Origin of the sequence: Brevundimonas sp. TWP2-3-4b2 (assembly GCF_049897345.1) — a bacterium.
GTDB lineage: Bacteria > Pseudomonadota > Alphaproteobacteria > Caulobacterales > Caulobacteraceae > Brevundimonas.
Genome location: NZ_JAFCWB010000003.1, coordinates 577,638 through 593,139, shown reverse-complemented (window position 1 = coordinate 593,139; position 15,502 = coordinate 577,638). Strand labels below are relative to the sequence as shown.

Genomic DNA, 15,502 nt, shown 5'->3' with positions numbered 1-15,502 from the left:
CGAGAGAGCCTTTGGGAGGGACTTCCATGCTGATCGAAATGCTGGCCGCCGCGGCGGTCTTCTCCGGTGCCGGACAGGAGTACGCGCCGCAGATTCCGGGCGGCCCGGAGCGCGTGGCCCCTCGCGGCGACTATCGTGACAGCTGCAGTGGCGAGTACGTCAACCGCGGCCGGCTCTATGCCGACTGCCGTACGATTCGCGGCAACATCCGTGGCACCTCCATCGAGCTCAACCGCTGCGCCAACTACGAGATCCGCAACAATGACGGCCTGCTGGTCTGCGGTCCGAATCGCGGTGACTACGAGGATCGTCCTGGTGGCGGTGACGGTGGTAACGGCAACGGCAACGGCGGTGGTGGCTGGGGCGGTGGACGCACGTCGGTGACCGTTTTCCGTGACGCCGATTTCCGCGGGGCCAGCTTCCGGTTCGACAACGAGATGACGAACCTGGCCAATACGGGCTTCAACGACTCGATTTCCTCGATGCGGTTCCGTGGTGAATGGGAGGCGTGCAGCGACGCCTATTTCCGCGGTCAGTGCCAGACCTTCCGCGACGACGTCCGCAACCTGCGGAACTGGGGTTTGAACGACCGCATCTCGTCGCTGCGTCCGGTCCGGCGTGGCGGGGGTCGCTGGTAGGCCTCAGGTCGTCAGGACAATCTTGCCGACATGGCCGCCTGCCTCGAGCGCGAGGTGGGCGGCCGACGCCCGTTCCAGCGGAAAGGTCGCCTCGACGGGGGGGCGGACTGCGCCTGACGCGATCCACGGCCAGACCATCGCTTCGACAGCCGCGATCAGCCGGGCTTTCTCGTCGGCGGGCCGGGCGCGCAGGGTGGAGCCGGTGAGGACGATCCGTTTCATCATCAATCTCGCCAGATCGATCTGCGCGGTCGAGCCCGACAGGGTGGCGATCACGACCCAGCGTCCGAAGGGCTTCAGCGCCGCCTGGTTGAGCGCGGCGTAGTCGGTGCCCACCATGTCCAACACGACATCGGCGCCACCAAAAGCGGCGATGCCGGCTTCCATGTCGTCGGCCGTGGCGTCGAGGCTGAGATCGGCACCGAGACGCAAGGCGGCCGCGGTCTTGTCCGGGCCCCTCGAGGTGGCGATGACCCTGGCACCCGCCGCCTTTGCCATCTGGACGGCGGTCACGCCGATTCCGCTGGTCGCCCCATGGATCAGCAGGGTTTCCCCGGCCTTCAGCCCACCCGCCTCGAAGACATTGGCGAAGACGGTACAGACGGTTTCGGGCAGGGCCGCCGCCTCGATCAGGTCGACACCGTCGGGAATGAGAAGGGCGTGGCGCGTGTCCACGACGGCGAAATCCGCGTAGCCGCCGCCGCCCAGCAGGGCGCAGACCCGGTCGCCGACCGACCAGCGGGACGCCCCCTCGCCAACCTGATCGACCTCACCGGCCACTTCCAGGCCCAGGATGTCAGACGCGCCTGGCGGCGCCGGATAGCGTCCCAGCCGCTGCAAAAGGTCAGGGCGATTGATTCCCGCGGCCCGGACCCGGATCCGGATCTGACCCGGCCCCGCTTCGGGATCGGGCCGGTCCGCAAGGATCAAGGCCTCCGCCGGACCCGCGCCGCCCGCTATCTCGACTACCCGCATCTTCCTCATCCCGTTCTTGCAATCGTCCGTATCCGGGCGTTCAGATAAGAGGTTGCGTATCCCTTGGCCACGGAGGAGGCGGCGATGTTCGAGGATCTGGAGCCCCGTCCGGCGCGCGGCGCGCCGTTGATCGCGCTGACGCGTGAGGATCTGGACGGCTATTCGGTCGAGGACCTCAAGCAGCGGATCGAAGGGCTGGAAGGCGAGATCGCTCGGTCCCGTGCGGCCATTGACGGCAAGTCGTCGCAACGTAACGCCGCCGACGCCATGTTCAACTTCCGCCCTTGAATCAGCTTGTTGGCACAACCGTTGCAGTCTGTTGATGCGCCGCGCGAAACCGTGCCGGTCGTGATACGGATGCGTGTAGCCCTATGAGTTTGACCGACCTCATGCCCACCGATGCCGCCATTCCTCCGTCCGCCGGCCGCAGCCGATCCGCTGTGGTGGACGACTTTGCCCGCTCCGAGCTGTTCGACCGGACGTTCCGGGAAGGCATGGAACTGGTCGAGGATACGGCCGCCTATCTGGACGGGGACGGGCGGCGCGAATCAAAGCTGCTGTCGCGTACCACTGCCCTGGCCTACGCGGGCGAGAGTATGAAGTTGACCACGCGGCTGATGCAGATCGCCTCGTGGCTTCTGGTGCAGCGGGCGGTACGCGAAGGCGACATGACGGCCCTGGCCGCCTGCGAGCCGCGCTACCGGCTGGCCGACCGCAAGATCGAGTCCGATCCGAGCGACAGTGAATTGCCGATCTCACTGGTCGAATATCTGGTCCGGACCGATAAACTCTACGACCGGGTGCTGCACCTGGATCGACGCATGTACCTCGACGCGCCCGAGGAGGACGCGGTCAATCCGGTGCAGAGCCAGCTGGACCGGCTGACGGCGGCGTTCAGGACCTAGGCCGTTCCCTACGGCCCGACGTCGTTGGCGACGCGGGCACCGTCATTGACCGGCTTGGGCAGGCTGATGGCGATGCCGAGCGCTTCGGCCAGCTTGGCGTCGCGGCTGTAGACGTCTTCGCGGAAGGCGACGCGGCCCTGGCCGTCGACGAAAGCGGTCCAGTAAAGCAGGCGCACGGTGATCTCGCGGCCCGTGGCGATGCGCTTGGTTTCACGCGTGTCCTGGGCGGTGTCGAACTGGGCCAGCAGGGTCGGATCGGGCGACAGCAGCAGACGGGCGAATTCGACCGCGCCCTGCACCCGGACGCAGCCGTGCGAACGCTGGCGTGTGGCCAGGTTGAACGCCGACTTGGACGGGGTGTCGTGCAGGAAGATGGCGTAGCTGTCGCGCAGCTCGAACTTAACATAGCCGAGAGCGGCGGTCGGCCCGGCGCGCTGAATCACCGTGCCGTTCTGGATGTACATGTTGTTGGCCGCCAGATAGCCGGGCCCTCGGGGCAGAATTTCTGCGCGGGCGATCGAAGCCGGCACATACCAGGGCGGGTTGGCGACCACAGAGGCGAACGGCTTCTCGAGGCTGGGCGTCTGGGTCGCCGGCGCGCCGCAGACGACGCGGTTGGAGTGAACCGGGCGACCGTCCTTCCAGTAGACCATGATCGCGGCGGCCGTGTTGACCTCGATCCGCTCGGGTGAGACCTCGCGCTTCAGCCAGCGGCGGCGTTCGAGGTTCAGGGCGATCTGGCGGGCGCGATCCTCGGCAGAGGCCGAAAGCGAGCGCTGGCTGCCGGTGCCGATGCGACCGTCGGCAACGAGGCCGTGGCGAGCCTGGAAACCCTGCACGGCTGCCTGAAGCTCGGGACCGTAGACGATGCCCTGCTGCGTCAGGCGCGCGCCGTCGGCGGCGGGCAGGTCGCCTTCAGCCACGAGGCGCTGAATGATGACGGGAACACGGACGTCGCTGGTGCCCGGCTCGATCGTCGGGCCCTGACGGAAGGCCGGCCAGCCGCCTTCGCGGATCAGGCGACGGTAGCGGATGTAGCCGGCGGACAGATTCGAATAGCCGATGTCGGTGGGGGCGAGGCCCTCGAACCAGTCGATGAGGCCATTCTGGGCCAGGGCGTTGTTCAGCCCGACGGGCAGGTCGACGCGGTTCTTCTGCATCTCCCACAGGTCTTCGACGGTCTCGGGGCGCACGCGGCCCTCGCCGAGCACACGGGCGTAGCCCATGGCGGCGGCAGTGGTGCGCATCTCTGCGGCGTCACGGTCGGCGGCGAGGGATTCGAAATTGAAATAGTCGCTTTGGGACAGGCCGTGGCGCTCGGCGCGGCCGGCGGCGGTCTGCAGTGCGCGCAGCCGCTCCGGAGTCCAGACCGGCCGCCAGCCGTTCAACTCGTAGAAGGAACGGACGTCGGGCTGAATTTCGGCGGGCAGGGTCGCCAGCTGGTCATTAAAGCGGTCGTAGAAGGCGACCGCCGCCGGGTCCCGGGTCTGGGCCGAAGCGGCCTGGCCGATGGCGGACGCAAACGCCGTCACGGCCGCGCCCAATCCGAGTTGCCGTCGATTCATAGCCAGGATCTCTAAGCCCATTTCGCTGCGGGACACCGTGCCCTCGCCCCCGAACAAAGCCAACGCCGCGATGTTATCGGCGTTCCGGCCAAACAGAAAGGCGCCGGTCCGGGGGACCGACGCCTTTGTTGTCGTCTTGCCGCGAGGTGTGGCTGGAAAGCCCGCACCTGCCGCAGCCTACTTCTTGATGAAGCCGGCGAACTTGTTGTTGAAGCGCGAAACGCGGCCACCGCGGTCCAGCATATGCTGGTTGCCGCCGGTCCAGGCCGGGTGCGTCAGCGGGTCGATGTCCAGGTTCAGGACAGCGCCTTCCTTCTGGTAGGTCGAGCGCGTCTGGTAGCTGGTGCCATCCGTCATCGTCACGGTGATGAAATGGTAGTCGGGATGCGTATCCGCCTTCATGGTCCTGGTCCGGTCTCTGCGCGATGACGATGCCGACCGTCGGGGCGCGAAAATGAGAAAACCCGCCAGCACCCCTCAAGGCAGGGGTTTGAGGGCGGGAATGAGCGGCGGCGTTTACACCGGGGGGCGTTCCGGGGCAAGAGGCGCGCGCCATGACAGATGCAACCACCACCGCCGACGCCGCTGACATCCGGGGACGCCCCGGGGCGGGCGCTGTTCTGATGGAGCAGCTGGGGGATGCGGGCAAGCGCCGTGAGAAGCGGCGTGACATTCGCCCGCTGGGCCGGTTGCTGCCTTATGCCCTGCGCCACAAGGGCCATCTGGCCATGGCGGCGGTGTGGTTGATCCTGTCGACGGCGGCGTCACTGTCGCTGACGGCGTCGGCACGTGGCGCGATCGACAACGGATTCGACAACGGCGGGGCGCAGCTGAACCTGTGGTTTCTGCTGCTGGGGGCCAATGCCCTGTTCCTCGGTTTCGCAACCGCCGTCCGATTTTATTTCGTCACCAAGACGGGCGAGCGGGTCATCGCCGATCTCCGCAAGGGGCTGTTCCAGCGCATTCTGACCCTGGACCCGGCGTTCTACGCCGCCATGCGAACGGGTGAGGTGCTGTCGCGCCTGACCACGGACATCGCCCTGGTCGAGACCCTGCTGACGACCTCGGTGTCCTTCGCCCTGCGCAATTTCCTGACCCTGATCGGCGGGACAGTCCTGCTGTTCATTGTCAGCCCCAAGCTGACGGGGATGGTCCTGCTGGTGGTGCCGCTGTTGCTGGGGCCGATCTTCCTGTTCGGACGGCGGGTGCGCAAGCTGACCGTGGCGTCCCAGGACCGGTTCGCCAATGCGGTCGGTTTCGCAGGCGAGAGCGTGGATGCGATCGAGACCGTCCAGGCGTTCGGTCGCGAGGCCAGTTCCATCGACCGGTTCGGCCGGGCCGTCGAGGACGCGTTCGGCGTATCGCTGATCCGCATGAAGGCGCGGGCCTTGATGACCGCGCTGATTATCGTGGTGATGTTCGGTGGCGTGACCCTAGTTCTGTGGCTCGGTGCCCAGGACGTCATCGCCGGGCGGATGACGCCCGGGGCCCTGCTGCAGTTTGTGCTGCTGTCGGTGTTCGCGGCCGGGGCGGTCGGGGCGCTGGGCGAGAGCTGGGGCGATGTCCAGAAGGCCGCCGGCGCGATGGAGCGGATCGACGAACTGATGCGCAGCGAGGCGGCGATCCGCTCGCCCGAGACCCCGCGGGTGCTGCCGGAGCCACCGACCGGCGAGGTGTCGATGTCGGCGGTTCAGTTCGCCTATCCAGGTCGGCCTGACCTGCCGGCCCTGAAAGGGTTTTCGCTGACGGTGCGGCCGGGCGAGACGGTGGCGCTGGTCGGCCCGTCCGGGGCGGGCAAGAGCACCGTTTTCCGGCTGTTGCTGCGTTTCTATGATCCGCAGGCCGGGGTGGTCTCGGTCGACGGGATCGATGTGCGGGAAGCGGATCCGGTGGCGGTGCGCGGGCGGTTCGCCTGGGTGTCGCAGGAGGCCCCGCTGTTCTCGGGCTCGGCCAGCGAGAATATCCGGTTTGGACGCGAAGATGCTGATGACGCGGCGGTGCGGGGTGCCGCCGAGGAGGCGCAGGCGCTCGCTTTCGTCGAGGCCCTGCCGGAAGGCTTTGACACACCGCTGGGCGAGCGGGGCAAGAGTCTGTCGGGCGGACAGCGTCAGCGGATGGCGATTGCCCGGGCCCTGGTCCGGGACGCGCCGATCCTGCTGCTGGATGAGGCGACCTCGGCGCTGGATGCCGAGAACGAGCGTCTAGTGCAGGCCGCACTGGACCAGGCGATGCAGAACCGCACGACCATCGTCATCGCCCACCGTCTGGCCACGGTCCTGCGCGCCGACCGCATCGTGGTGATGGAGGACGGCCGGGTCGTGCAGGAGGGTACGCACCAGTCGCTGATGGCACAGGGCGGTCTGTACGCCCGGCTGGCCGAGCTGCAGTTCCGCGCTGACTAGTCGAGGGCGGCGGCGATCCGGTCGGCGAGGCCGCGCAGGGTCTCCGTGTCGGCCATGGGGGCGTGTCCGTGACCCTTCATGGGCCGGTCCGCCCAGCGCGGGATGATGTGGACATGCAGGTGGAAGACGGTCTGGCCGCCTGCGTCGCCGTTCAGCTGCATGATCTGGAAGCCTTCCGGGTTCAGCGCCCTGTCGACCGCGCGGGCGGTGCGGCGCGTGGCTTCGGTCAGGCGGGCGAGAGTGTCGGCCTCGACCTCGAGCAGGTTTCGTGCGGTCGAGGTTTTCGAGATCAGCAGGACGTGGCCTTCCGACTGCGGGAAGACATCCATGAAGGCGAGGACGTGTTCGTCCTCCCAGATCTTGACCGACGGAATCTCGCCGCGCAGGATTCTGGCGAAGATGTTGTCGGGGTCGTAGGCGGCCTTGAGGGTCATCGCGGGCTCCGTGCAGGACTGGCAGCGTAGCAACCGTCGGCGGATATGAAGAGCCTGACGGGCCATTCTTCGGTAGGATGCCGACGGAATCGGGAGTCACCCATGCTGCGTTTCATCGTCCAGTTTCTGGTCACCTGTTTCGGCCTGTGGCTGTCGTCGCGGCTGGTGCCCGGCGTGGACTTCCTGTCGAACGGTTCGCTGCTGGCCGCGGCGCTGCTGCTGGGGCTGGCCAATGCGGTCGTGCGGCCGGTTCTGACGATCCTGACCTTCCCGCTGACGATTCTGAGCTTCGGCCTGTTCCTGCTGGTGGTGAACGCCGCGGTGATCGGGCTGGTGGCGGCCCTGCTGGGCGGGTTCGTCGTCGACGGTCTGTGGGCGGGGATCGGTGCCGCGATCGTGACCGGCATCGTCAGCTGGATCGCGGGCTGGTTTATCGGTGGGGAAACGCGACGCGCCGACTGAACCATCAGGTTTTCCGGAACGGCGAGAGTTCGTCGGTCATGGCCACGATCTGATTTTCGACCGCCGGCCGTTCGCCGTCGAGATAGCGGGCGACCGGTCCGCGCAGGGCGGGGTCGGCGATGAAATGCGCCGAGTAGACGGGGGAGGGGAGGTAGCCGCGGGCGATCTTGTGCTCGCCCTGGGCCCCGGCCTCGACGCGTGACAGGCCGCGCGAAATGGCGAATTCGATGGCCTGGTAGTAGCAGAGCTCGAAATGGAGGAAGGGGACCTCCTCCAGCGCGCCCCACTGGCGGCCGTACAGGGCCTCGTCACCGATCAGGTTCAGGGCACCGGCGATGGCGATTCCGTCGCGGAAGGCCATGACCAGGGCGATGCGGTCGGCCATGGTCGCGCCGATCCGGGAGAAGAAGTCGCGCGTCAGATAGGGCCGGCCCCATTTGCGCTCGCCCGTGTCCTGGTAGAAGGCGAAGAAGGCGTCCCAGTGGGTGTCCGTGATGTCGGGACCGGTCAGCACCCGGATGTCGAGGCCCGCCTGCGCCTCCCGACGCTCGCGGCGGATGGTCTTGCGGCGGTTCGAGGACAGGGCCGACAGAAAGTCGTCGAAGGTCTGGTAGCCGTCGTTGCGCCAGACGTACTGCATGTCCTGACGCTGCAGCAGGCCCGCCTCGCCCATGGCGTCCCACTCGGGCCGGGTGGGGAAGTTGACGTGCAGGGACGAGACGCCCAGCTGCCCGGTCAGGCCGATGGCTCCCTGCAACAGGGCCTGCCGGACCGTCGCGGCGTCGGTGTCCGGGTGGGCGAGGAAGCGCGGGCCGGTCACCGGGGTGAAGGGCACGGCGGCTAGGAGTTTGGGATAGTAGCGGCCGCCGGCGCGCTCATAGGCGTCGGCCCAGCTGTGGTCGAAGACATATTCGCCCTGGCTGTTGCCCTTGAGCCAGAGTGGCATGACGCCGAGGACGCGATCCGCGTCATCACGCAGGCTGAGGTGCCGACCGGCCCAGCCCTGACGCGCGACGGCGCTGCCGGACGCCTCGCAGGCGTCGAGGAAGTCGAACGAGACGAACGGGTCGCCGGTCGGGCGGGCGCAGGCGTCCCAGGCGTCGCGGCCGATGTCGGCGACCCGATCGTGAACGTGGATCTGGAAACTCAAATCCGTGCATCCCGGCGAAAGCCGGGACCCAGTTCTTTCCAGCGTGACGCCGGCGTTTGAGGACATCGGGCGGCGATCACCGGCCCCGCCGCATCGCCCAAAGGACTGGGTCCCGGCTTTCGCCGGGATGCACGGATTATGTGTGCGATCGGTCGGATCAGCGGACTTCCACGATGGCATCCACCTCTACGGCGAAGCCGAGGGGCAGTTTGTAGACGCCGACGGCCGAGCGGGCGTGGCGGCCCTTGTCGCCGAACACCTCGACCATCAGGTCGGAGCAGCCGTTGATGACGGCGGGGATGGCTTCGAAATCGCCTGCGGCCTGGACGAAGCCGCCCAGTTTGACGACGCGGACGATGCGCTCGAGGTCACCGTCGACGGCGGCCGACATCTGGGCCAGCAGGTTGACGCCGCACATGCGGGCCGCGTCCTTCGCCTGTTCCGGGGAGACGTCGGCACCGACCGTGCCCTTGATCCCACCCGCGGCATCGTTCGACAGCTGGCCCGAGATATGGACCACGGCGCCGGTCTGGACGTACGGCACATAGTTGGCCACCGCCTTGGCGGGTTCCGGCAGGCTGATGCCGAGTTCGGCGAGGCGGGCGGCGACGGTCATGGACAGGGCTCCTGAAGGTTCGGCGGCGGTTTAGCGCGGCGTGAGGCGTGCGTCATCGCTCTTCGGCGTTTCCGCGGAAAAGTTCGGGGAGGGCGCGGGGCGACCGGGCTCGCCCGGTGCTGGGATAGAGTTACCGTTTCGACGAGACAGACCGCCCCGCGTCGTCGTTTTCCACACGCCCGCCGGCTGCCGGCCGTTCTCGGGCCTTGCCGACTCCCGGACGGGTCCTTGCGGTCCCGGACAGGGGGGGACGTGCGGGCGGATGGCCCGTAGCGGTCTTGCACAGAAGGCGCGCGGCGAGCAGGCGGACGCCATCCATCGACGTCCTCAAGGACCCCCGAGGTATGCGTCCCCCGGGCTTCATCGCTCGACCACAGCCCGCCGACATCGAGAAGCGTGGATCCGACGCCCTCCCCACCGACGGGATGGGGCGGATTATGGGGCGGGGTCTTCCTGCGGCGGGGAAATCGCCGGATTTTTCTGTGATTTCGTGAGAGATCAGATGTTTAACATGACGAAATCGTCTGTTTCACAGGGAATCCCCCGCACTCCAACCCCGTGCATCCCCGCGAAGGCGGGGACCCAGGCTTTGGCCTCACCGCAGGTCTCTGACCGAGCGCCGGTTAGCTCAGCCAGCCTCGCTGTCGCTCAAACCTGGGTCCCCGCCTTCGCGGGGATGCACGGATGGGGGCGGGGTCCCCGCCTCGCGAAGATGCACGGATGGGGCGACGGGGGGAGGGAACTGCATCCAAAAGATGCGGTATTTTAATACCGTTATTGAATAGTTGTTTTCTTTCAATATGATGTAGGCATACAGGGCGATCGGGCCGCCTTGACCTGCCGCCCCCCGTCCTCTATCAGCGCGCCTTCCGCTCGTCCCGGTCATCGGGAGGGGCCCAAGTTCGTCTGTCCCAGGAACCCCGAACATGCTGAAGAGCACCACGGTCGCGCTGAAGCCGGCCGAGGTCACGAAGAAGTGGATTCACATCGACGCCGAAGGCGTCGTGGTGGGCCGTCTCGCGACCTTCATCGCCAACCGTCTGCGCGGCAAGCACCGCGGTGACTACACCCCGCACGTCGATTGCGGCGACTATGTCGTCGTCACCAACGTCGACAAGGTCGTGTTCACCGGCAAGAAGCTGACCGACAAGATCTACTATCGCCACACCGGCCACCCGGGCGGCGTCAAGTCGACCAGCCCCGAGAAGGTCCTGAACGGCCGTTTCCCGGAACGCGTCCTTGAAAAGGCCGTCGAGCGCATGCTGCCCAAAGAGAGCCCGCTGGCTCGCCTGCAGATGACGCACCTGCGCCTGTTCGCCGGCGCCGCGCACACCCACGAAGCCCAACAGCCGGAAACGATCGACTTCAAGTCGGCCAACTCCAAGAACACCCGGAGCGTCTGAGCATGACCGACGTGACTGCTGAAACGCCCGTCGTCGAGAACGACGCACCCGCCGCTGCCGCGCCTGCCGCGACCGGCTTCGACGCCCTGCGTGGCATGGGCACCGTCGGCGTGGGCGAAGAACACCCCGTCTACGTCCAGAAGCTGGACGCCCAGGGCCGCGCCTATTCGACCGGCAAGCGCAAGAACGCGATCGCCCGCGTGTGGATCAAGCCCGGCTCGGGCAAGATCACCATCAACGGCAAGGATCAGCTGCAGTATTTCGCCCGCGAAATCCTGCGCATGATGATCGCCCAGCCGCTGGAAGTGACCGACCGCCTGACCCAGTTCGACGTCGACTGCACCGTGCAGGGCTCGGGCCTGTCGGGCCAGGCCGGCGCCATCCGCCACGGACTGTCGCACGCCCTGACCCACTATGAGCCGGCGCTGCGCCCGGTCCTGAAGCCGCACGGCTTCCTGACCCGCGACAGCCGCGTCGTCGAGCGCAAGAAGTACGGCCGCGCCAAGGCCCGCAAGTCCTTCCAGTTCTCGAAGCGCTAAGCGGATTGCGAAAGCGGTTATGGATGGGGGCGCTTCGGGAAACCGGAGCGCCCTTTTTCTTGTCTCCTTCTCCCCTTGCGGGAGAAGGTGTCAGGCGGAGCCTGACGGATGAGGGGTCTCGCCGGTCTGGCCGGTCGGTGTCTCAAATCCGCTGAATTGTCGGGTCAGTGAGACCCCTCATCCGCCCCCTGCGGGGGCACCTTCTCCCGCAAGGGGAGAAGGGACGGGAGTGGCTGATGTCTTTTTCTGTGTTCATCGACGGCGAGGCCGGGACCACGGGGCTGGAGATCCGCGAGCGGCTGGAGGCGCGCGGCGATCTGGAGCTGATCCTGCTGAGCGACCGGCGGCGCGAGGTGGCGGCGCGGCGTGAGGCTCTGAACATCGCCGATGCGGTGATCCTGTGCCTGCCGGATGAGGCGGCGAAGGAAGCCGTGGCGATGATCGCGAACCCGAAGGTGCGGGTGATCGACGCCTCGACGGCGTACCGGGTCGATCCGACATGGACCTATGGCTTCGCGGAAATGGCACAGGGTCAGCGCGAGAAGATCGCGGGCGCGACGCGGGTGTCGAACCCGGGGTGCTATCCGACGGGCTTCATCGGCCTGGTGCGGCCGCTGGTGTCGGCGGGGATCATTCCGGCGGGCTGGCCGGTGACGGTCAATGCGGTGTCCGGCTACTCGGGCGGCGGCAAGGCGATGATTTCGGAGTTTGAAGCGGGTGGAGCCGGGGCCTTCCGCGCCTATGGCCTGTCGCTCAAGCACAAACATGTGCCCGAGATGACGCGGCACACGGGGCTTGAGCGGCCGGTGCTGTTCGCGCCGGCGGTGGCGGCGTATCGGCAGGGGATGCTGGTCGAGGTGCCGCTGCCGCTGGCGGCCCTGCCGTCGTCGCCGTCGGTCGAGGTGGTGCATGGCGCGCTGGTCGAGGCCTATGCGGGCTGCCGCTTCGTCGAGGTGGTCGAGCTGGAAGAGTCCGAGGCCATGACCGGGATCGATCCGGAGGGGCTGAACGGGACCAACAAAATGCGTCTGAATGTGTTCGGTGACCGGGACGGGGGGCAGGCAAGGCTGGTGGCGCTGCTGGACAACCTCGGCAAGGGGGCGTCGGGCGCGGCGGTGCAGAACCTGAACCTGATGCTGGGGCTGGATGAGGGGACGGGGCTCAATTAATCCGTTCATCCCGGCGAAAGCCGGGACCCAGTGCTGTCCAGCTTGACGCCGGCGTCCGAGGATTCGCGAGCGGAGCTCACCTGTGCAACCGATCGCCCAAAGAAGTGGGTCCCCGCCTTCGCGGGGATGCTCGGAGTTTGTGGTGCCGATGGCTTGAAACTTCCGCCGCCATACCGACGTATCTCAGGCCATGACCCAAGCCATGAACCGCCGCCATCTGTTCCTGACCGCCGGCGCGGTCGCCGTTTCGGCCTGTTCGCCGGGGAGCGCCGACGCGTCGCAAGGCCAGTATGCGAACTCGCCGTTCCGACGGTTGACGGACGCGCAATGGCGCGCGCGCTTGCCGGCGGCCAGCTATCAGACCCTGCGCCACGAGGCGACCGAGCGCCCGGGGACCAGCCCGCTGAACGAGGAGCACCGGACGGGGACGTTTGTCTGTCTCGGCTGCGACCTGCCGTTGTTCCGGTCGCAGTGGAAGTTCGACAGCGGCACGGGCTGGCCCAGTTTCTATGAGGTCATTGCGGCCAACATCGGCACCAAGACCGACTTCGCCATCGGTTTCCCGCGCACGGAATATCATTGCGCCCGCTGCCTCGGGCATCAGGGACATCTGTTCATGGACGGGCCGCGGCCGACCGGAAAACGCTATTGCAACAACGGTGTAGCGCTGAGATTTCAGCCGGCGTAACCACTGATGTCCGTGCATCCCGGCGAATGCCGGGAGCCAGATCACGGACACAGGCTGATGGCATCAAGGTTCGGTGCTCGCTGAACTCGCGAAGAGGCCTGGCATCTGGATCCCGGCATTCGCCGGGATGCACGGTTGAGGAGTCAGGTGCGCCGGGCCTTGATCGCCGACTCGACCGTCACGCCGAAGAACACCGAGGCGATGATCACCAGCAGCCCGTAGTCCGGGCCCGGCAGGAAGACCGGCACGGCGGCCGAGGCGATGATCATCATCGGAAACAGCTTGGCCCAGGTGGCCGAGCCGGGGCTGTCGGGATCGATCGACGGCGGGCGCGGCGTGACCTTCATCATCCGCAGCATTATCGGGTTGAGCAGCACGAAACCGCCGGCGCAGAGGATGGCCAGCAGGGGATTGCGGATCAGGCCGATCGGCGGGCCGTAGACCGTGGCCGTCATGACGACCAGCAGCAGGGCGAAGCCGGTGGTGACGGCCAGCAGCAGATTGGGTTCGAGACGCTTCAACTCTTCACCTTCACATAGGACCCCGGTGCCGGTTCGATCGGCTTGAGCGGGCCGGTCTTCGGATCGCGCGCGGGAATCCAGTCGCCGGACTTTTCATGCAGCCAGTCGGCCCAGTGGTTCCACCAGCTGCCGGGGTGTTCGACCGCCTTCGCCTGCCACTCGCCGAGCGTGGCGGGCAGGGCGGGGTTGGTCCAGTGCTGGTATTTGTGGGCCGAAGGCGGATTGACCACGCCGGCGATATGGCCCGAGCCGGCCAGGGTCAGGGTCACGGCGGCGTTGGAGAAGGCGCGGGCCGAGCGATAGACCGAATTCATCGGCGCGATATGGTCCTCGCGGCTGGCCTGGAAATAGAGGGGAATGGTCACCTTCGACAGGTCGACCTTGATCCCGCCAATGGTGAACTCGCCGCGGGCCAGCCTGTTCTGGCCGTACATGGAGCGGAGGTAGTCCATGTGCAGCGTCTTGGGCATGCGGGTCTGGTCGGCGTTCCAGAACAGCAGGTCGAAGGCCGGCGGCGACTTGCCCATCAGATAGTTGGACACGAAGAACGACCAGATCAGGTCGTTGGCGCGCAGGGCGTTGAAGGTCTCGGCCATGGCCGCGCCGGGCAGGACGCCGCCGGCGGCGTCCATCTGCTGCTCGACCTCGTTCAGCCAGTGCTCGTCGGTGAACAGCAGCAGGTCGCCGGCCTCGGCGAAATCATGCTGGGCGGCGAAGAAGGTGTTGGCGGTGACGCGGGTGTCGCCCCTGGCCGCCATATGGGCGAGGGCCGCGCCCATGAGGGTGCCGCCGATGCAGTAGCCGACGGTGTTGATGTGCTCGGCCTGCGACTGCTCGAGCGCCTTCTCGATGCAGCGGTAGATGCCTTTTTCCAGATAGTCGTCGAAGCCGAAGCCGGCCTTGTCCTGATCCGGATTGACCCAGGAGCAGACGAAGACGGTGAAGCCCTGGGCCGAGAGCCAGCGGATCATCGAATTCTCGGGCTGGAGGTCCAGAATGTAGAATTTGTTGATCCACGGCGGGAAGATCAGCAGCGGGATGGCGCGCTGTTTGTCGGTCGCGGCGTCGAACTGGATCAGTTCGAACAGCTCGTCGCGCCAGACCACCTGGCCGGGGGCGGTGGCGACGTTCTCGCCGACGACGAACTTTCCATAGTCGGCCTGGCTGATTTTCAGCTTGCCCGCGCCGCGCTCCATGTCGGCGGCGAAATTCTGCATCCCCTTGACCAGGGATTCGCCATTCGACTCCGCCAGGGCCTTGAGGGCGACGGGGTTGGAGGCGAGGAAGTTGGACGGGGAGAAGGCGTCGGTCAGAAGTTTGATGAAGAATTCGGCGCGCCGCTTGGTCAGGGGATCGACGTCCTCGACGCTGGAGACGAGGCCGTTCATCCAGTCCGAGGTGACGAGGTAGGACTGGCGCATGACGTCGAAGGCGGGGTTTTCGGACCAGGCGGGATCCTTGAAACGCTTGTCCTTCGACGGGGCGGCGGGCGGCTCCTCGCCGGCGGCGCGGCGGGTCGTGGAGGCCCACAGGTCCATGTAGCGGTTGAACAGGTCGGCTTGGGCGGCGAACAGTTTGTCGGGGCGCGAGGCCAGGCTGGTCATGACCGAATTCATGGCCGGGCCGACGTGGAAGGGGTCTGCCGACAGGGCGGCGGGGCGGTCGGCCTGGGACAGGGCGGCCTCGGCGATGGCCGACTGAGCCGTCATCGCCGCCTTGGCCAGGTTCATCGACAGGGTTTCGAGCAGCTGGCGCTGGTCAGCCCCGGGGAAGGCGAAGGCCTCGGCCGGCCGGGCATCCGGCGTCGGCCCGGGCTGAGGCGCGGCCTTTTCGGCGTGCGGGGCGGCGGTGGCCCTGGCCGCGCGCGGGCGGGGCGGCTTGGCCGAGGTCGGGCGGCCGGGTTTGCGCGGCGCGCGCGGGGCGGCGTCGGCGGGCGGGAGTGTCGGACGCTTGGCCATGGGGAGAGGGCTCCGGATATCGTCAGGATCGGTCGCAAGGGTCGCGCGCGCCCTTCCGCCTGTCGCGATCATGGCAT

At 67.2% G+C, this 15,502-nt stretch carries 17 protein-coding genes; 9 read left to right on the top strand and 8 right to left on the bottom strand.

Annotated features, from left to right (window positions below):
• Positions 1–26 precede the first annotated feature (26 nt).
• A complete protein-coding gene (locus tag ACP7AS_RS10045) occupies positions 27–638 on the top strand; it encodes a beta/gamma crystallin-related protein (RefSeq protein ID WP_426028722.1) in 612 nt (203 codons plus the stop codon).
• Between the two features lie 3 nt (positions 639–641).
• Here the strand turns inward: ACP7AS_RS10045 and ACP7AS_RS10040 are convergent, their stop codons facing one another.
• Positions 642–1,613 carry an NAD(P)H-quinone oxidoreductase gene (locus tag ACP7AS_RS10040; RefSeq protein ID WP_426028721.1) on the bottom strand — a complete coding sequence of 324 codons (972 nt, stop codon included), beginning with the start codon at positions 1,611–1,613 and terminating at the stop codon, positions 642–644.
• An 84-nt stretch (positions 1,614–1,697) separates the two neighbouring features.
• Here ACP7AS_RS10040 and ACP7AS_RS10035 point away from each other — a divergent pair, with 84 nt between their 5' ends.
• Both ACP7AS_RS10035 and ACP7AS_RS10030 read left to right on the top strand, forming a co-directional pair.
• Positions 1,698–1,901 carry a DUF1192 domain-containing protein gene (locus ACP7AS_RS10035; RefSeq protein WP_426028720.1) on the top strand — a complete coding sequence of 68 codons (204 nt, stop codon included), beginning with the start codon at positions 1,698–1,700 and terminating at the stop codon, positions 1,899–1,901.
• A gap of 101 nt (positions 1,902–2,002) precedes the next feature.
• The gene (locus ACP7AS_RS10030; protein ID WP_426028719.1) at positions 2,003–2,518 is read left to right on the top strand and encodes a DUF1465 family protein; all 516 of its coding nucleotides are present in this window, start codon (positions 2,003–2,005) and stop codon (positions 2,516–2,518) included.
• 8 nt (positions 2,519–2,526) lie between these two features.
• Here the strand turns inward: ACP7AS_RS10030 and ACP7AS_RS10025 are convergent, their stop codons facing one another.
• Positions 2,527–4,083 carry a L,D-transpeptidase family protein gene (locus ACP7AS_RS10025; RefSeq protein WP_426028718.1) on the bottom strand — a complete coding sequence of 519 codons (1,557 nt, stop codon included), beginning with the start codon at positions 4,081–4,083 and terminating at the stop codon, positions 2,527–2,529.
• Positions 4,084–4,260: 177 nt separating this feature from the next.
• Positions 4,261–4,485: a 50S ribosomal protein L31 gene (gene rpmE, locus ACP7AS_RS10020; RefSeq protein ID WP_426028717.1), complete on the bottom strand. Its 225-nt coding sequence runs from the start codon at positions 4,483–4,485 to the stop codon at positions 4,261–4,263.
• Positions 4,486–4,637: 152 nt separating this feature from the next.
• Between rpmE and ACP7AS_RS10015 the strand changes: the two genes are divergently transcribed.
• Positions 4,638–6,485, top strand: a complete 1,848-nt coding sequence (locus ACP7AS_RS10015) for an ABC transporter transmembrane domain-containing protein (protein WP_426028716.1) — start codon at positions 4,638–4,640, stop codon at positions 6,483–6,485.
• Here the strand turns inward: ACP7AS_RS10015 and ACP7AS_RS10010 are convergent.
• Complete coding sequence (locus tag ACP7AS_RS10010) at positions 6,482–6,919, bottom strand: HIT family protein (RefSeq protein WP_426028715.1); 438 nt, start codon at positions 6,917–6,919, stop codon at positions 6,482–6,484. The two genes, ACP7AS_RS10015 and ACP7AS_RS10010, sit on opposite strands and share 4 nt — an antisense overlap.
• A gap of 102 nt (positions 6,920–7,021) precedes the next feature.
• Between ACP7AS_RS10010 and ACP7AS_RS10005 the strand changes: the two genes are divergently transcribed.
• Positions 7,022–7,381: a phage holin family protein gene (locus ACP7AS_RS10005; RefSeq protein ID WP_426028714.1), complete on the top strand. Its 360-nt coding sequence runs from the start codon at positions 7,022–7,024 to the stop codon at positions 7,379–7,381.
• 4 nt (positions 7,382–7,385) lie between these two features.
• On the opposite strand, the gene ACP7AS_RS10000 is transcribed toward ACP7AS_RS10005, so the two are convergent.
• Both ACP7AS_RS10000 and ACP7AS_RS09995 read right to left on the bottom strand, forming a co-directional pair.
• Positions 7,386–8,531 (bottom strand): GNAT family N-acetyltransferase, encoded by a 1,146-nt coding sequence (locus ACP7AS_RS10000; RefSeq protein ID WP_426028713.1) that lies wholly within the window; start codon positions 8,529–8,531, stop codon positions 7,386–7,388.
• Positions 8,532–8,688: 157 nt separating this feature from the next.
• Positions 8,689–9,147, bottom strand: a complete 459-nt coding sequence (locus tag ACP7AS_RS09995) for a RidA family protein (RefSeq protein ID WP_426028712.1) — start codon at positions 9,145–9,147, stop codon at positions 8,689–8,691.
• A 926-nt stretch (positions 9,148–10,073) separates the two neighbouring features.
• Here ACP7AS_RS09995 and rplM point away from each other — a divergent pair.
• The 4 genes from rplM to msrB all read left to right on the top strand — a co-directional run bounded on the left by rplM (position 10,074) and on the right by msrB (position 12,946).
• Positions 10,074–10,550, top strand: coding sequence for a 50S ribosomal protein L13 (rplM, locus tag ACP7AS_RS09990; protein ID WP_426028711.1), 477 nt, complete (start codon positions 10,074–10,076; stop codon positions 10,548–10,550).
• Positions 10,551–10,645: 95 nt separating this feature from the next.
• Positions 10,646–11,089: a 30S ribosomal protein S9 gene (gene rpsI, locus ACP7AS_RS09985; RefSeq protein ID WP_426028795.1), complete on the top strand. Its 444-nt coding sequence runs from the start codon at positions 10,646–10,648 to the stop codon at positions 11,087–11,089.
• Between the two features lie 236 nt (positions 11,090–11,325).
• Complete coding sequence (argC, locus tag ACP7AS_RS09980; protein WP_426028710.1) at positions 11,326–12,258, top strand: N-acetyl-gamma-glutamyl-phosphate reductase; 933 nt, start codon at positions 11,326–11,328, stop codon at positions 12,256–12,258.
• A 202-nt stretch (positions 12,259–12,460) separates the two neighbouring features.
• Complete coding sequence (gene msrB, locus ACP7AS_RS09975) at positions 12,461–12,946, top strand: peptide-methionine (R)-S-oxide reductase MsrB (protein ID WP_426028709.1); 486 nt, start codon at positions 12,461–12,463, stop codon at positions 12,944–12,946.
• A gap of 143 nt (positions 12,947–13,089) precedes the next feature.
• Here msrB and ACP7AS_RS09970 read toward each other — a convergent pair whose 3' ends face one another.
• The gene (locus tag ACP7AS_RS09970; protein ID WP_426028708.1) at positions 13,090–13,467 is read right to left on the bottom strand and encodes a hypothetical protein; all 378 of its coding nucleotides are present in this window, start codon (positions 13,465–13,467) and stop codon (positions 13,090–13,092) included.
• Positions 13,464–15,425, bottom strand: coding sequence for a class I poly(R)-hydroxyalkanoic acid synthase (gene phaC / locus ACP7AS_RS09965; RefSeq protein ID WP_426028707.1), 1,962 nt, complete (start codon positions 15,423–15,425; stop codon positions 13,464–13,466). Before phaC ends, ACP7AS_RS09970 begins: the two co-directional genes overlap by 4 nt.
• Between the last annotated feature and the right edge of the window lie 77 nt (positions 15,426–15,502).

Coding starts and splice junctions, on each gene's coding strand:
- phaC (WP_426028707.1), bottom strand. CDS start 15,425: ATGGCCAAGCGTCCGACACTCCCGCCCGCCGACGCCGCCCCGCGCGCG.
- msrB (WP_426028709.1), top strand. CDS start 12,461: ATGAACCGCCGCCATCTGTTCCTGACCGCCGGCGCGGTCGCCGTTTCG.
- ACP7AS_RS10030 (WP_426028719.1), top strand. CDS start 2,003: ATGCCCACCGATGCCGCCATTCCTCCGTCCGCCGGCCGCAGCCGATCC.
- ACP7AS_RS10040 (WP_426028721.1), bottom strand. CDS start 1,613: ATGCGGGTAGTCGAGATAGCGGGCGGCGCGGGTCCGGCGGAGGCCTTG.
- ACP7AS_RS09995 (WP_426028712.1), bottom strand. CDS start 9,147: ATGACCGTCGCCGCCCGCCTCGCCGAACTCGGCATCAGCCTGCCGGAA.
- argC (WP_426028710.1), top strand. CDS start 11,326: ATGTCTTTTTCTGTGTTCATCGACGGCGAGGCCGGGACCACGGGGCTG.
- ACP7AS_RS10015 (WP_426028716.1), top strand. CDS start 4,638: ATGACAGATGCAACCACCACCGCCGACGCCGCTGACATCCGGGGACGC.
- ACP7AS_RS10005 (WP_426028714.1), top strand. CDS start 7,022: ATGCTGCGTTTCATCGTCCAGTTTCTGGTCACCTGTTTCGGCCTGTGG.
- ACP7AS_RS10025 (WP_426028718.1), bottom strand. CDS start 4,083: ATGAATCGACGGCAACTCGGATTGGGCGCGGCCGTGACGGCGTTTGCG.
- rpsI (WP_426028795.1), top strand. CDS start 10,646: ATGGGCACCGTCGGCGTGGGCGAAGAACACCCCGTCTACGTCCAGAAG.
- rplM (WP_426028711.1), top strand. CDS start 10,074: ATGCTGAAGAGCACCACGGTCGCGCTGAAGCCGGCCGAGGTCACGAAG.
- ACP7AS_RS10010 (WP_426028715.1), bottom strand. CDS start 6,919: ATGACCCTCAAGGCCGCCTACGACCCCGACAACATCTTCGCCAGAATC.
- rpmE (WP_426028717.1), bottom strand. CDS start 4,485: ATGAAGGCGGATACGCATCCCGACTACCATTTCATCACCGTGACGATG.
- ACP7AS_RS10035 (WP_426028720.1), top strand. CDS start 1,698: ATGTTCGAGGATCTGGAGCCCCGTCCGGCGCGCGGCGCGCCGTTGATC.
- ACP7AS_RS10045 (WP_426028722.1), top strand. CDS start 27: ATGCTGATCGAAATGCTGGCCGCCGCGGCGGTCTTCTCCGGTGCCGGA.